Source organism: Actinoplanes auranticolor, from assembly GCF_018332655.1.
GTDB classification, from domain to species: domain Bacteria; phylum Actinomycetota; class Actinomycetes; order Mycobacteriales; family Micromonosporaceae; genus Actinoplanes; species Actinoplanes auranticolor.
Genome location: NZ_BOQL01000054.1, coordinates 35938 through 51925 on the forward strand (window position 1 = coordinate 35938; position 15988 = coordinate 51925).

At 72.1% G+C, this 15988-nt stretch carries 10 protein-coding genes; all 10 read right to left on the minus strand.

Annotation, left to right across the window (positions count from 1 at the left end; all coding sequences use genetic code 11):
• Positions 1-51: 51 nt before the first annotated feature.
• A complete protein-coding gene (locus Aau02nite_RS31770; RefSeq protein WP_212992287.1) occupies positions 52-2511 on the minus strand; it encodes an ATP-binding protein in 2460 nt (819 codons plus the stop codon).
• A gap of 113 nt (positions 2512-2624) precedes the next feature.
• Positions 2625-3782, minus strand: coding sequence for an acyl-CoA dehydrogenase family protein (locus Aau02nite_RS31775; RefSeq protein ID WP_212992288.1), 1158 nt, complete (start codon positions 3780-3782; stop codon positions 2625-2627).
• Between the two features lie 12 nt (positions 3783-3794).
• Entirely contained in the window at positions 3795-5276 is a 1482-nt protein-coding gene (locus Aau02nite_RS31780; protein ID WP_212992323.1) for an acyl-CoA carboxylase subunit beta, read from the minus strand.
• Between the two features lie 271 nt (positions 5277-5547).
• Positions 5548-6834, minus strand: a complete 1287-nt coding sequence (locus Aau02nite_RS31785) for a chaplin family protein (protein ID WP_212992289.1) — start codon at positions 6832-6834, stop codon at positions 5548-5550.
• Positions 6835-7069: 235 nt separating this feature from the next.
• A complete protein-coding gene (locus Aau02nite_RS31790; RefSeq protein WP_212992290.1) occupies positions 7070-8161 on the minus strand; it encodes a hypothetical protein in 1092 nt (363 codons plus the stop codon).
• 182 nt (positions 8162-8343) lie between these two features.
• A complete protein-coding gene (locus tag Aau02nite_RS31795; RefSeq protein WP_212992291.1) occupies positions 8344-9222 on the minus strand; it encodes a hydroxymethylglutaryl-CoA lyase in 879 nt (292 codons plus the stop codon).
• 5 nt (positions 9223-9227) lie between these two features.
• Positions 9228-10589 (minus strand): acetyl-CoA carboxylase biotin carboxylase subunit, encoded by a 1362-nt coding sequence (locus Aau02nite_RS31800; protein WP_212992292.1) that lies wholly within the window; start codon positions 10587-10589, stop codon positions 9228-9230.
• Between the two features lie 108 nt (positions 10590-10697).
• Entirely contained in the window at positions 10698-11300 is a 603-nt protein-coding gene (locus Aau02nite_RS31805; protein ID WP_212992293.1) for a TetR/AcrR family transcriptional regulator, read from the minus strand.
• Positions 11301-11352: 52 nt separating this feature from the next.
• The gene (locus tag Aau02nite_RS31810) at positions 11353-14214 is read right to left on the minus strand and encodes a tetratricopeptide repeat protein (protein WP_246595593.1); all 2862 of its coding nucleotides are present in this window, start codon (positions 14212-14214) and stop codon (positions 11353-11355) included.
• Positions 14211-15971, minus strand: a complete 1761-nt coding sequence (locus Aau02nite_RS31815; RefSeq protein WP_212992294.1) for an HSP90 family protein — start codon at positions 15969-15971, stop codon at positions 14211-14213. The genes Aau02nite_RS31810 and Aau02nite_RS31815 overlap by 4 nt, the downstream gene beginning before the upstream one ends.
• Between the last annotated feature and the right edge of the window lie 17 nt (positions 15972-15988).

Here is a 15988-nt window from a genome sequence, read left to right on the forward strand (position 1 = left end):
ACCGGCGTGTGGGGGGCACATAAGCGCCGGTCGTCCGCGCCCTGGCGCAGCTCAGAGCCGCTCTTCGAGCCGGCGCAGAGCCTCCGGGCCGAGCAGTTCCCGCTCCCGGGGCAGCAGCGTGATCCCACCCGTACGGCACAGCCCGGCCAGTCCGGCCAGCGCCTCCTGCCGGCGATCCGGGTCCGACGTGCTTCGCACCACGCCGACCAGCGCCTCCACCGTGTCCCGGGGATCATGGCCACCGGCGTACGCCTCGGCCGCCACCGTGAACCTCTCCGCCGCACGCTTCTCGTCGCCCTGCCGCAGCGCGATCGCCGCGTCGACGATCGCGGTCGGCCCGTCGGCGATCGCGTGCGGATCGGGCCCGCGCAGCTCGTTCAGCACGACGATCGCCTCGGTGGTCCGCCCGCTCTCGGCCAGCGCCAGGCCGACCGTGGCCAGCACCCGGCGCCGATGGCCCGGATCTCCGACGTCCTCCAGCTCGGCCATCGCGTCCCGGCCCAGCCGGGCGGCCTCCTCGAAGCGGCCGTCGAGCCGCTCCACCTCGGCCAGGTTCGCCGCCGCGACCGCCCGCAGCCGGTGCTCACCACACCGGCTGGCCAGCCGGTCGACCTCCGCGAGCCGGTCCCGGGCAGCGCTCAGGTCACCTTCGCGGATCTCGTGCCAGGTGAGGTTGTTCTCCGCGACGGCCATGTCCCGGGTGCGGCCGCTGCTGCGGGCCAGCTCCAGCGCGGCGGCGCCGTGCCCGCGGGCCCGCTCGTAGCCGCCCGCCGTCATCCACAGGATGGCCAGCTGGGTATGCGCGGTGAGCTGCCCCGGCACCTCGTCCAGGTTCGCGAAGTCGGCCAGCGCGGCCTCGGCCGAGCCGATCTCCTCGCTGCCCGAGCCGTGCTCGAGGGCGAGCTGGGCCAGCCCGACCTTCGCCCACGCCCGGACCAGCGGATCGGCGTCGGCCGTCCGCGGGTCGGCCAGCAGCCGGCGCAGCCACTGCCGTCCGGTGACGTCGCGCCCTCGGAACCGCCACCACCGGGGCAGCGCGGCGGCGAGCCGCAGGGCGGTGTGCGGATCCTCGCGGGCCGCGAAAGTCAGTGCGGCGCCCAGGTCACCCGCGACGTCGTCCAACCGGGCGGCGGCCTCGGCGAGCCGGCCACCCTTGAGGTCGGGCGCGATCTCCTGGGCCAGGTCGGCGATCACCTCCGCGTGCCGCCGGCGGGCCGCGGGCAGATCGCCGTCGGCGGCCGCCCGTTCCAGGGCGAAGTCGCCGACGACGTCCAGCAGGCGGAACCGGAAGGCCCGGGCGCCGCGGGCGCTGAGCAGGCCGAGCTCCAGCAGGCGGTCGAGCAGGTGCACCGCGTCGGTGGCCGAGCTGTCCGCGATCACCGCCTCGGCCAGGTCCAGCGACCAGCGGTTGCGGAAGGTCGCAAGGCGGTGCAGGGCCCGCTGCTCCTCGGGCGCGAGCAGGCGGTAGCTGGCGGCGACCGCTTCCCGGACGGAGACCACGGCGCCGGGGGCCGGCCGGCCGGACAGATCGAGGACGCGGTCGCCGTACCGGTCGAGGATCTCCGCGACGGTCAGCACCCGGCCACGGGCGGCGGCCAGCTCGAGCGCGATCGGGAGGCCGCCGAGCCGCCGGACCAGCGCGGACAGCGGCGCCACCTCGTCGGGCTCGACGGCACCGCCGCGGACCCGGGCGAGCCGGTCGAGGAAGAGCGCGACCGCCGGATACCCGGCCACGTCGGCGAGCTCCGAACCGGCGTCCTCCGGCGGCGCGACCAGCGGCGCGACCGGCCAGACCCGCTCGGTGGGCAGGCCGACCGGGTGTCGGCCGGTGGCCAGGAAACGCAGGGTCGAGTGCTGGCGCAGCAGCCGGCTGAGCGCCTCGGCCACAGCCTCCGAAGCGCGGTCGACCGCGTCGATGAGCAGCAGCGCGGACCGGCCGGCGAAGCGGGGCGCGAGGTCGTCCGGCCGGCCCACTCCGAAGACCGCGGCGACACTGCCGAGCACTTCCCCGGCGGTGAACCCGTCGGTGACCACGATGCCGGCGACGCCGCCCGGGTGCGCGGGCGCGACCCGGTGCGCCACGGTGAGCGCGAGACTGGTCTTGCCGACCCCGGCCAGACCGACCAGCGTGATGCCCCGGGGCCCGTCCGCCCGGGCCGGGGACAGGCGGGTGACCAACTCGGCGACGTCGCCGTCGCGGCCGATCAGATCACCGGCCGGGGGCAGGCGTACGAAGCGCGGCGGCGCGGAGGCACCGGCCTGCTGACCGCGCGCGGCGGCGAGGAACGCGAGCCTGTCCGCCCCCGCCAGCCCCAGCGCGGCAGCGAGGAGCTCCACCGTGGTCCGTTGCGGCCTGGACGCGCGACCTCGCTCGAGATCACGCACCGTCCGCACGCCGACCCCGGCGCGAGCCGCCAGCTCTTCCTGGGTCAGCTTTGCCCGCAGCCGGTAACTGCGCAGCACGGCGTCGAATCCCGGACCATCATGGTCCGCCCCGTGATCGGACGTCATGTCTCGAACCTAGGCACCCACGTCGATGGATGCCGACTTCAGCATGCAATTTGTCGAGTAACCGACGCTCCCGCCGTCGGATTTGCCGCAGAAACCTACCGGGAGTCCAAGCTCTACAGTCCGAGGCCGCGCGCGATGATCATGCGTTGCACTTCGGACGTACCCTCGCCGATCTCCAGGATCTTCGCGTCGCGGTAGAAGCGGCCCACCGCGGACTCGTTCATGAAGCCGTAGCCGCCGTGTACCTGGGTCGCGTACCGGGCGTTGTCCATCGCGGCCTCGCTCGCGTACAGCTTGGCCAGGGCCGCCTGGTGCTTGAAATCCTCGCCGGCGAGCATCCGCGCCGCGGCCTCGTAGTACGCGATCCGCGCGGTGTGCGCGCGCATCTCCATGTCCGCGATCATGAACTGGACGGCCTGGTAGTTGCCGATCGGCCGGCCGAACGCCTGGCGTTCCTTGGCATACTTCACCGACTCGTCGACACAGCCCTGGGCCAGGCCCACCGACAGCGCGGCGATGGCGATCCGACCCTCGTCCAGGATCCGCAGGAACTGCGCGAAACCGCGGCCCCGCTCACCGAGCAGGTTCGCCGCCGGTACGCGCACGCCGTCGAAGGCCAGCTCGTGAGTGTCGGAGGCGCACCAACCGACCTTGGAGTAGCCGGGCGCGACGGTGAAACCCGGGGTGCCCGAGGGCACGATGATCGTGGAGAGCTCCTTGCTGCCGTCCGCCTTCGTGCCGGTCGCCGCCATCACCGTGACCAGGCAGGTGATGTCGGTGCCGGAGTTGGTGATGAACGCCTTGGAGCCGTTGATCACCCACTCGTTCGTGCGCTCGTCCAGCACCGCGCGGGTGGTGGTGGCCCCGGCGTCGGAACCCGTGCCCGGCTCGGTGAGCCCGAACGCCGCGAGCGCCTCACCGCTGGTCAGCCGGGGCAGCCACTCGGCCTTCTGGGCGTCCGTACCGAAGCGGTAGATCGGCATCGCACCCAGCGAGACGCCCGCCTCCAGGGTGATCGCCACGCTGCTGTCGACCCGGGCCAGTTCCTCCAGGGCCAGGCAGAGCGTGAAGTAGTCGCCGCCCATGCCGCCGTGCTCCTCGGCGAAGGGCAGGCCGAAGAGCCCCATCTTGCCCATCTGCCGGATCACTTCGTAGGGGAACGTCTTCTTCTCGTAGTGCTCGGCGATGACCGGTGCCACCTGCTCGCGGGCGAACTCCCGCACGCTGATGACCAGCGCCTCCTGCTCTTCGCTGAGCCGGAAGTCAACCATGACGGGTCCTTTCTAGACCGGGGTGACGCCGTGCCGGCGCCGGGAGAACGCACGGTCCTTGCCGCGCGCGGCGGCGAACCGGCGGACGAGCTCGCCGCGCAGGTCGGCGGGCTCCACGATGGTGTCGATGACCAGCTCGCTGGCCAGCCGCAGGATGTCGATGTCGCGCTCGTACTCGGCGCGCCGCTCGGCGACGAAGGCCGCCCGCTCGTCCTCGGGCAGCGCCGCGATCTTGTTGGCGTAGACGGCGTTCACGGCCGCCTCCGCGCCCATCACCGCGATCTTGGCGGTGGGCAGGGCGATGGTTGCCTCCGGGTCGAAGCCGGGACCGGCCATCGCGTACAGGCCGGCGCCGTAGGCCTTGCGCACCACGACGCAGATCTTGGGCACGGTCGCCTCGGAGATCGCACTGATCATCTTGGCGCCGTGCCGGATGATGCCCTGCTTCTCGACCGCGCTGCCGACCATGAAGCCGGGCACGTCGGAGAGGAAGAGCAGCGGCACGTTGAAGGCGTCGCAGAGCTGGACGAAACGGCTGGCCTTGTCGGCCGAGTCGACGAACAGCACGCCGCCCTTGAACATCGAGTTGTTGCCGACCACGCCGATGACCTGGCCGTCGAGCCGGGCGAAGCCGACCGTCAGCTCCCGGGCCCACAGCGCGTGGATCTCGAAGAAGGAACCCTTGTCGACGATTCCCTTCACGTACCGGCGCATGTCGAAGGCCTGGCGCTCGCTGACCGGGACCAGCGCGGCGAGATCGACCGCGGCCGGCTCCTGCGTCTCGGCCGCCGGTGGCTGCTGCGTCCAGTTCGCCGGCAGATAGGACAGGTACGAGCGGACCACGTCCAGCGCGTCCTGCTCGGTCTTGCAGAGGAAGTGCCCGACCCCGGACTCGGCGCAGTGCACCCGCGCGCCGCCCATCGCCTCCAGCGTCGTCTTCTCCCCGGTGACCATCTCGACCATCCGGTCGGAGCCGAGATACATACTCGCGTTGCCCTCGACCATCGCGACCACGTCACAGAAGGCCGGGATGTAGGCGCCGCCCGCGGCCGAGGGCCCGAACAGGGCACAGACCTGCGGGATCGAGCCGGAGGCCCGGACCTGGGTGTGGAAGATCTTGCCGGCGCCGCGCGGGCCGGGGAACAGGTCGACCTGGTCGGTGATCCGCGCGCCCGCGGAATCCACCAGATAGACCATGGGTACGCCGTAGTCGTACGCCCGCTCGATGATCCTGATGATCTTCTCGACCGTGCGCGCTCCCCAGGACCCGGCCTTGACGGTCGAGTCGTTGGCCATCACGCACACCTCGCGCCCGTCGATCCGGGCGTTTCCGGTGATCACACCATCTGCGGGCAGTCCGTCCGCCAGGCTGTTGGCATAGAGCCCGTCCTCGACGAAGGAACCGTCGTCGACGAGCAGCGCGATGCGCTCGCGGGCGAACAGCTTGCCCTTCGCGGCGTTGGCGGCGTGATAGCGCTCGGCGCCACCGGCCATCGCCCGCTTGTGCGCCTGCGCGAGCGCGTCCTCGCCATATAGGTCGGGTGCCACCTGGTCCCCTTCATTCGCTCCCTGAACGATCGTTAGGTTAACCCATTCGCGGGACGGAGACCAGAGACGCCGAACGGGAGCCCCCGCAGGTTGCGGGGACTCCCGTCCGTTTGGTGCGACCGGCGCTGTGGAGGAGCGCCGGTTTACTGCCCGACGCCCAGGGGCGTCGCTCGGGTCACGCCCGGGACCGGCGTGACCCGGGCCTCATCGCAACTACTTACTTGCCGAGGGTGTCGAGGACGCTCAGGCCACCGACGTTCAGGCCACCCGCGTTGCTCAGGTTCTGGGTGAGGCCGTCCACGGCGCCCGCCTCCTGGGTGCTCTTGCGGGCCGGCTTGCCGTACTTGTCACCCTGGTTGCCGCCGTCACCGTCGACGTCGTTGTCGTCCTTGTCGCCGTAGCCGTCGTCCTTGACGTCGTCGTCGCCGGCCACGTAGTCGTCGTCGTCCTTGCCGCCGTTGTCGCCACCGTTGCCGTCGTGGCCGTGGCCGTGGCCGTTGTCGCCGCCGTTGCCGTTGTGGCCGTGGCCGTGGCCACGGTCACCGTCGACGTCGTTGGCGCACGCCGCCGCGGAGTTGGCCAGGCCGAGGACGGCGAGCGAGTTGCCGCAGACGTTGATCGGGATGCTGATCGGCGCCGCGAGCTGCGTGCCGTTCAGGATGCCGACGTTGCGGGACGAGTTCTGCGAGAAGTCGTGGCCACGGGTCGACTCGTTCTTCGCGACGGCGGCCGAGTTGGCCTCGCCGGCGACACCGATCGAGTTGCCGGCCACGTTCAGCGGCGCGGAGATCGGGGCGTAGACCTGGGTGCCGTTGGCGATCCCGTAGTTGCCCGAGGTGTCCTGCGAGGTGGACTCACGGCGGTGGCCGCCACCGACACCGTTGACGCAGGCCGCCTGCGACTGGGCCAGGCCCAGGATGCTGAGCGCGTTGCCGCACAGGTTGATCGGGACGTCGATCGGCGCGTAGACCTGCGTGCCGTTCAGAACCCCGAAGTTGCCGGAGGAGTTCTGGTCGCCGTCGCGGCCACCGCGGCCACCCCGGTTGCCCTTGCCGTGCTCGACCTTGGTGCTCTCGACGTGGTTCACGCCGGCGCCGGACGCGTTGGCCAGGCCCAGCACGGCGGCGGAGTTGCCGACCACGTTCACCGGCACGGAGATCGGCAGGTACGCCTGGGTCCCGTTGAGGATGCCGAAGTTACCGGACGAGTTCTGCGAGACGTTGCGGCCACGGCCACGGTTCCAGTCGCGGTCGCCCCTCTTCTTGCCGCTCTCGACGAAGTTGATGCCCGAGCCGGCCGAGTTGGCCTCGCCGGCCACGCCGATCGAGTTGCCGACCACGTTCAGCGGCACGGCGATCGGGGCGAACACCTGCGTGCCGTTGAGGATGCCGACGTTGCCGGAGCTGTCCTGCGAGACGTCGGCCTGCGCTGCGCCGGGGGCGAACAGCAGGGCGCCGGCCGCCAGAACACCGACGCTGAGAGTCTTACGAACCCAAGTCTTCATGGAAAGAAGATGCCTTTCGGAATTGTCAGAGAATGGTGAGACGCGTATTCAATTGATCGGTGCTTTCGGGCGCAGCGGTGCCACGAGCGTTTTCACGAAACGGTGACGTACCGGTGCTGGGCCCCGAGATGATTCGCCGCCTGTTCGCAAGCGGTTCGGGAATCAGGCCCGTGGTGCGGGCACACCGCATCCACGCCGGTGCAGCGGAGGACGCAGGTGCCGGCCGGTGCCGGTACTAGTCAGGTGAGACGGTCGGTGCCTCGGCGTCATGGCGCCGGACCTCGACGTCGGTCGCGAGGAACAGCCGGTGGTACGCCACCGTGCTGTCAGCGACCTTGACCGGAAGGAAGGCCGCGGAGCCACCCTCCGTCGCAGTCGACGGCCCGGAGGCCGGAACGCCGTTCACTGCCCCGAGGTGTCCCCGCAGAGGCGCGGGTCCGTCACCGCCGGGTGTGTCGCTGACCGTCTCCGGATCGGCCGCCGTGACGGCGGCCCGGTGCCGGTCGGCAGCGAACGTGCGCTGCCGGGCGACGGTCTTTCCCACCTGGTGCCGCCGGTCGTGCTGACGCTCGGCCGCCGGTACCTCCCCGCCCTCGTCCACGACCTCGCCGACCTTGCCGACCTGGTCGGCAACGGTCTCACCGACTCCGGTCAGGTCCTCATCGGACTGGTCGGCGACCGGGACGTGGGCGTCGGTCCCCGAGATCTCGGAGCCGCTCACCCGCGTCGCGGAGTGCCGCACCGGCGTCGCCGGAGCAGTGACCGCCGACGGCGGCTCGAGCTCCCGCGGATCGGAGACCTGGACGGGTTCCCGGGTGTCCACCGCTTCACCGGAAAGGCGAAGGGGGGCGGTCAACCCCCGGACGACGCCGTCGACCCCGCCCAGGACGGGATCCGCGTCGTTGTTGCTCTTCGTGGCCGGGGCCGGCGTTCCCACGAGCTTGCCCGGGAGCGCCACCGCGGCGGCGAGACGTCGGTGGTGATCGGATTCCAGCGGCTTGACGGCCGCCTTGAGGACCCGGTCCACCACCGGAACGCTGTGGTCGTCACCGTGCACGACCGAGCCGATCAGCGACGGGCCGAGGGAGAACCCCTCACCCGCCGGGTCACGGTCCGCGGCGTGCGCGGCAGCGCCGGTGAGCAGCCAGGCCGCGCCGGCCAGACCGCCGACGACCAGTGCACGCAGGCCCCACCGGGATCCGGTGCGTCCCGCGCGGTGCTCCTTGCGCCGCTCCGCCCCCTGGCTGTGGGGCGGCATGAGCGCGGAGACACCGGTGGGCCGGACCGACGCGGAGCGGTACGCCGGACGCGCATCGCGCTCGACCATCCGTCCCGTCATTGTCCTGCCCCTGTCCGTCGGCTCCTCCGGCCGACTGCCCGCCCGGAGGAACAAGGCGATATCGGCCACTCGGTATTGGTAACGAAGCGGCACAGCGAGGGTCACGCAGGCATTCCGGAAAATTGATCGCGTCGCACCGTCAAGCCAAAGAACGGTAAAGAGAATGCGGTTCAGACCAATCGGGTACGGGGCCCGGCGCGCAGAACTCCCGACGGCAGTGTGCGACCGAGCAGATCTTCGGCGAGCTCCGCCACCGTGATGAGCTTGTCCAGGTCGATTCCGGTACGGATACCCATGTCCTCGAGCATGTGCACGAGCTCCTCGGTGGCGATGTTGCCCGAGGCGCCCGGCGCGTACGGGCAGCCGCCGATCCCGCCCACGCTCGCGTCGAACTCAGTGACGCCCAGCTCCAGAGCGGTCAGCACGTTGGCCAGCCCCGTACCCCTGGTGTCGTGGAAGTGCAGCAGGTCCGGGCGTACCTCGCTGAGCAGGTCGCGGACCCGGCGCGGGGTCGCCATACCGGTCGTGTCGCCGAACGCGATGCGGTCGGCGCCGTCGGCGCGGACCCGCTCCACGATGGACGCCACCCGCTCGGGATCGATGTCCCCCTCGAACGGGCAACCGAAGCTGGTCGCCACGATGACCTCGAGCTTCGCGCCGGCCGCGTGGATCAGCGGGATGAGGCCGGTGATGTCGTCGAGCGACTCGTCGGTCGAGCGGTTCAGATTGCGGCGGTTGTGGGTGTCGCTGGCCGACACCACCACCTCGATCTCCCGGAACCCGGCCGCGATCGCCCGCTCGGCGCCGCGGGTGTTGGGGATCAGCGCGGAGTAGCGGACGTCGGGGTTGTGCCAGGCCCGCGCCCACACCTCGTCGGCGTCGGCCATCTGCGGGATGGCCCGGGGGTGCACGAAGGACACCGCCTCGATCCGGCGCACGCCGGTGCCGGACAGAGCGTCGATCAGCCGGACCTTGCTGTCGGTCGGGATCGGCTCCTCGTTCTGCAGGCCGTCGCGCGGCGCGACCTCGCGGATCGAGACGGTGTCCATCAGCGCTACCCCTTCTTGACCTTGGCCGGGCGCATCCGGGCGACGATGCCGGTGTCGTAGTCGCCGGACAGGAACTCGTCGTGCTCCAGGAGCTCGGCGAAGAACGGCAGGTTGTTCTTGGGGCCGGCGATCTCGAAGCCGGCCACCGCGGCCCGCGCCTTGGCGAGCGCGTCCGTACGGTCGGTGCCCAGCACGATCAGCTTGGCCATCAGCGAGTCGTAGAACGGCGTGACGGTCGTCTCCGGGCCGTAGCCGGCGTCGACGCGTACGCCCTCGCCGGAGGGCTCGATCCAGGTGGTGACCTGGCCCGGCCCCGGCAGGAACCGCTTCGGGTCCTCGGCGTTGATCCGCAGCTCGATCGCGTGCCCCGAGGTGGCGTGGATGGTCGCCGGATCGAAGGTCGGCGCCGCGCCGGACGCGATCCGCAGCTGCTCCTCGACCAGGTCGATGCCGTGGATCAGCTCGGTGATCGGGTGCTCGACCTGCAGCCGGGTGTTCATCTCCAGGAAGAAGAACTCGCCGGTGGTGGGGTCGAGCAGGCACTCGACCGTGCCGGCGTTGCGGTAGCCGACCGCCTCGCCGGCCTTGACCGCGGCGGCCAGGAAACGCTCGCGCAGCTCCGGTGACACGGCCGGGGAGGGCGCCTCCTCGACGAGCTTCTGGTTGCGGCGCTGCACCGAGCACTCGCGCTCGCTCAGGGCCACCACCCGGCCGTCGGCCAGGCCCAGGATCTGCACCTCGACGTGGCGTACCCGGGGGAAGTAGCGCTCGATCAGCACCGAGCCGTCACCGAACATCCGCTCGGCGAAGGCGCGGACCTTGTCGTACTCGGTGCGCAGGCCGTCCTCGTCCTCGGCGACCGCCATGCCCATGCCGCCGCCACCCGCGGCGGCCTTGACCATCACGGGATAGCCGATGCCCGCCGCGGCCTCGATCGCGGCCGCCACGGTCGCGGCCGGGTCGTGCGTGCCGGGCGCGACCGGGACACCGGCCGCGGCCATCAGATTACGGGCGTTGATCTTGTCGCCCATCGCGGTGATCGCGTCCGCGGACGGTCCGACCCACACCAGGCCGGCGGCCTCGACCGTACGGGCGAACTCGGCGTTCTCGCTGAGGAAGCCGTAGCCGGGGTGCACGGCCTGGGCACCGGTCGACTTGGCGGCGGCCAGGATCGCCTCGGTGTTGCGGTAACTCTGGGCCGGGTTCGCCGGTCCCACGCAGACCGCCTCGTCCGCCTCGGTGACGAACGGCAGGTCCGCGTCCGCCTCCGAGTAGACCGCGATGGACCGGATCCCCAGGCGCCGGGCGGTCCGGATGATCCGGCGGGCGATCTCGCCCCGGTTGGCGATGAGCAGCGACTCGATCATCTCGCTCTTCTCCCTCGTACTTCCCGGCCGTCTCGGCGGCCGGCCACTCGCTGGTGCCGGGCTTCCCGCGACCGGCCACTCGCCGCCGGCTTCCCGCTGCCGGCCGGGTCAGCGGCCGAGGAGGGCGTGCACCGTCGCCTCGCGCAGCAGCACGGCCCGGCGGCGGCGATCGACCTCACCGCCGAGGAACGGCGTCGAGTTCATCAGGCCGAACGCGGAGTGGGCGAGCACCCGGGCCTCCGCCGGCTCCAGCTCGGGGCGCAGGGTGGCCAGCACGGTGACCCACTCCTCGACGTACAGGCGCTGCAGGCGGCGGATCTGCCGGCGCGGCTCCTCGGGCAGGCGGTCCAGCTCGTGCAGGTGCAGGGCGATGACGGCCGGGTTGGCCAGCGCGAACTCGACGTGGAACTCGATCAGGTCGGTGAGCGCGGCGTGCGCGTCCTGCGGGTGCCGGGCGACGCGTTCCTTGCCGCCGTGCAGCAGACCCTCGCTGACCGGGATGAGCGCCGCCACCAGCATGGCCTCTTTACCGGCGAAGTGGTGGTACAGAGCCGGACCGGTCACGCCGGCGGCCGAGCCGATGTCGTCCATCGAGACACCGTGATATCCACGCGCGGCGAAGAGGCCGACCGCGATCTCGAGGATCTCGTCCCGGCGCGAGCGCCGGCGGGGGGCCGGCGGTCCGGGACGCTGCTGCTGATCTACCGTCACCTGGCAACTCTAACCCGCTGTCAAGCCGAAGCCTTAACGGCCGTTCAGCCGATTAGTCCTCCTCCACCCCTTCGGTACGCCGCAGCCGCGCGGCCTGCTCAAGGTTGCCTCCGGCCTCCAGCGCCTCGGCCAGCACCCGGGCCGTGACCTGCCGCTGCGGCGCGTCCTGGGCCATCTCCCCCAGCACCGGCCAGAGCAGATCCTCGGCCTGCTGGGGATGGCCCGCCCGTAGCAACGCCTCGCCGAGCAGCGTGGCGACCTGGTCGGCCTCGCCGTCGGACCCGATCTCGCGCAGCCGCTCCGGCGCACCCGTGACGTACGGCACAGCCTCGCCGGGGCGGCCCCGGGCCAGCAGCAACCGGCCCATCTCGAAACCGAGCATCGCCCGCTCCCACACCGCGCCCGACTCGTCGGCCAGCTCGGCGGGCAGGCCGGTGTGCTTGCGGTCGGCCAGCCGGTACGTCTCCTCGGCCGCCTCCACGTCGTCCGCCCAGTGCAGCGCCATCACCCGGCGGCGCAGCAACCGCAGCTCGCCGAGCGGATCGCCGGCCACCCGCAGATCCTCGGCACCGGCGCCGAACCACTCCGCCGCCTCGGCGTCGCGGTCCAGCCGGAACAACAGATCCCCGGCGTTCTCCCGGATCTGACCACGCCCGGCCGGATTGTCCGCCAGCCGCTCGACCAGCTCTTCGTAGAGCGCGAGCGAGCCGGGGTTGTCACCGAGCTGGCGATAGAGCCCGGCGAGCAGGAACCGGGTGTTGTCAGCGGCCTCGTCGTGACCGAGGCGGGCCAGCCCGGCCAGGGCCTCCTCGGCGACCTCGGCCGCCTCCACGATCCGCCCGGCCTGCCTGTACGCATCCGCCAGCTCCTGCCGGATGAAGGCACCGCCCTCGTCCAGATCCTGCTCGGCGCAGAGGGCTACCGCCTCGACCAGGTCGTCGATCGCCTCACCGGGCCGGTCGAGATGCACGAGGGCCCGCCCCCGGCCGAGCCGGGCGGTGAGCGCCGCCGCCGGCTCGCCCGCGGCGAGGACCTCACCGAACGCCTCGGCCGCCTCCTGAGGATCGGAGGTGAGCTGGCCGAACAGAGCGGCGGCGTCGGCCAGCCGCAGTGCCGGGCCGTGCTTCTGGAAGTACGCCCGCGCCTCGGCCGCCGCCGCCAGGGCCTCCTCGTGCCGGCCGGCCGCGGCCCGGTTCGAAGCGCGCCGGGCCAGGTAGAAAGCGCGCAGGCGGGGGTCTTCGGTCTCGGCGGCGGCCTGCTCCGACCGGTCGTGTGCCGCGTTGGCCTCCTCGGGCCGGTCCTGCACGAGGTTGATCAGCGCCAGCCGGGACCACGCGGCCGCCCGCTGCCGGGCGTCACCGTGCTCCTCCTGATAGGCGGTGTCGGGCTCGATCAGCGCGCGGCCCTCGTCGGGCCGCCCGGCCAGCGCGACCGACACGCCGAGCCGGCCCCGGGCCACGGAGGCGTCCCCCTCCGAGCCCGCCGCGGTGAACAGCTCGATCGCGCGGCGCCACATGGCTGCCGTGCCGTCCTGGTCATCGGCGCGCCACCGCTGGCTGCCCAGCAACATGGCCCGGCGGGCCGCGCGCTGCATCACCGCCGGATCGCCGTCGGCGGCAGCCACCACGTCCTCGCCCGTGCCGAACCGGGCGTCGTACACGACCAGGACCGCGTCGGCGTCGTCGTCGCGGTCCTGCAGCTCGTGCTCCTCGGCCAGGCTGAGCAGGGTGTCGGCGTCCGCGCCGGCCGGGATCTCGGCCGGCTCGGCGGGCTTCGGCGCCGGCTGCGGTGCGGGGGCCGGGCGCCGCCGGGCGGAAGCCGACAGTGGCAGGACCACGTCGTAGGGCTGCGCGTTGATCTCGGCGGCGATCTGCCGACTCTGCGCTGTCGTGCCGTTACGCGCATCGAAGCGCAGCGACAGCGCGGTGGCGAACGCGGCCAGCTCCTCGGCCAGCTCCGCGGCGGTGACGTCGTCCTTCTCCCGGCGGTGCACGATCGTCTTGCCGTGGCCCAGGCCGACGAGGCGGCGCAGCAGCAGGGCCGAGGATGCGGCGAAGTTCATGCCCGCGGCCGGGGACGGCGCCCGGTCCAGCCAGTCGATGTGCCGCTGCAGGATCTCCAGCCCGCGGTTCTCGTTGCCGGTGCGTGCGCAGAACGCGATGTGGTCGCCGATCTCCCACAGATCGGCGAGGTTGCCGCGCATCAACCGGTACGACCGGCGGTGCGCGTCCGCCGCCTCCTCCATCCGGCCGGTGCGCAGGTACGGCACCATGAGCCCGCTCAGGATGGTCTGCGGCTGCTCGGTGCAGCTGAGCCGGCCGGCCAGCACCGGCTCGGCCAGGGCCACCGCCTCGTCGTCGCGGCCCCGGCTGGAGAGATAGGTGACCTGGGCCGACGGGTCGCAGCCGGCGCAGTCGGAGAGATCGTCGCGCGGGGTCGTGTTCCACCGCTCGTAGAGCCGGTCGGCCTCGTCCTCCAGGCCGACGTGCCGGGCCACCACGTACCGGTGCTTGTGGACGGCCTGCAGGCTGTGGCCGGCCCGCAGGTAACGGCGTTCCATGTCGTCCAGCACCGCGTACGTGCGGGCCAGCGGCACCTCCGGGAACTTCGTCAGCGCCGACACCATGTACTTGAAGTGCCAGAGCAGGTCCTGCTCGGTGCGGGCGTGGAAGGGCGCCGGATCACGGTCGAAGTCGCTCAGGCACCAGGAGAACGTCACAAACGACTTGGCCACCTCGCCGCCGTACGTGTACGCCGTCGTGGCCAGGATGCGCGCCTGATAGCCCAGCTCCCGGTCGCCGAGCGCGTCGGCGTGCCGGATGACCTGCTCGACGACGGCGATCTGGGCGGCGCCGTACGGCATCCGGTGGGCCTCCTGGAGCAGGCTCCACAGCTCCTCGACGGACCGGCTCACTGCGCCTCCCCGGGGACGGCCCGGCCCAGCAGGCCGAGGAACGACGTGTTGAGCAGGGCCGCGTCCGCGGGCCGGATCGGGTGGTAGCCGAGCAGGAGGGCCTGGCCGTACAGCGCCTCGACGGCCAGAGCCGTCAGGTCCGGGTCACCGATCGCGGTGACCCGGCGGACCAGCGGGTTGCGGTGGTTGAGGACCAGCTGGGGACGGTCCGGCGGGTCGCTGTCGGCGAGCGCGTCGAGCACGCCGCCCCACAGCTCGTCGGCCTTCTCCCGGGTGGCCGTGAACTCCTCGTGGAAGTGCGCGGCGCGGCTGACCAGATAGAGCGCGGGGAGGTTGGCCGGCTCGAAGGTCCGCACGACCACCTCGCAGCCGAGCCGGTCAAGCCGGCGCTGGGCGGCCGACAGGAACGGGCGCAGCCGCAGCTCGGTGGCGGCGTCCAGGGCGTCGAAGCGGGTCGCCAGGTCGGTCGGCTCCAGCCGCTCGACCTTGATGTCGCGGTCGAGCTGCGGCAACCGCTCGATGATCTCGGCGTCGTAGGTGTAGCCACCGTTGATCAGCCCCACGTCCTGCGCGGCGGCGACGGCGGCCAGCTGGCGGAACTCGTCGGTCGTGGCGGCGAACCGGATCAGGCCGTGCCGGGTGCGGAACTCCGCGAGGGTCATCTGGCCGGTGTTGGTCTCCATCGGCCACCACTGCTCGACCAGGCGCAGCATCTCGTCGTCGTGCAGGGCGAGCGCCTTGACCCCGAGGTGATGGATGCGCAGGAACTCGGCCAGCCGGCGCGGGTCGGTGGACGCCAGCCGGACCAGCCAGCCCCGCAACTGGTCGGCGATGGCCTCGCGGGTGGCGACCAGCAGGCTGTCGTCGTAGAGGGCCTCGCGGCTGGCGGTCGGGCGTAGTTCGGTGCTGTCGACGACGCAGCGGGCGAAGAAGGCCCACTCGGGCAGCAGCCCCTCGACGGCCTCGGCCAGCAGCATGCGCTTGAGGTAGACCCGGTGACCGCCGCGGGTGGCGGGATTGACCGGAGTCGGCAGCACGAACGCGGCGCCGGTGAGCCCGGCCTCGGGCACGTCCAGCTCGATCACGTCGAACGGGGTGAAGCCGAGGGTGCGCTCGGCGTAGGAGATCGCGGCGCGGCGGCCGGCGGCCCAGGGCACCTCGCCGACGGTGACGGTGGTGCCGTCCACCGTGACGTCGACCGGGAGCAGTGAACCGTAGAGGGTGGCGAGCTGGGTGACCGTCGCTCCGGCCAGGAACATCTCCGACCCCCGGCGCGGGACCAGGGTCACAGAGGTGCCGGGCTCGCGCTCCGGCCCGGGCTGGACGTCGTAGCGGCCGTCGGCGTAGCCGGTCCACAGCACCGGCGCGGCGCCGGCCCGGCGGGTGTGCACCCGGATCTCGTCGGCGACCAGGAAGCAGGAGAGCAGGCCGATGCCGAACTGGCCGAGGAACTCGTGCCGGGCGAAACCGAGCTCGTCGCGCTTGGAGCTGCGGCCGATCGTGGCCAGCAGCTCGTGCACCTGGTCCTCGGTCAGGCCGATGCCGTTGTCGCTGATGCGCAGGCTGCCGTCACCGGTCGTGGCGGCGGACTCGATGCTGATCCGTGCGGTGCCGGCGGTCTCGTCCTGCCGCACCGCGGTGATCGCGTCCACCGCGTTCTGCAGCAGCTCGCGGACGTACACCCGCGGGCTCGCATAGAGGTGATGGCTGAGCAGGTCGACGATGCCCCGCAGGTCGACCTGAAAGGTGTTGCTCACGTCGGTTCGTCGCCCTC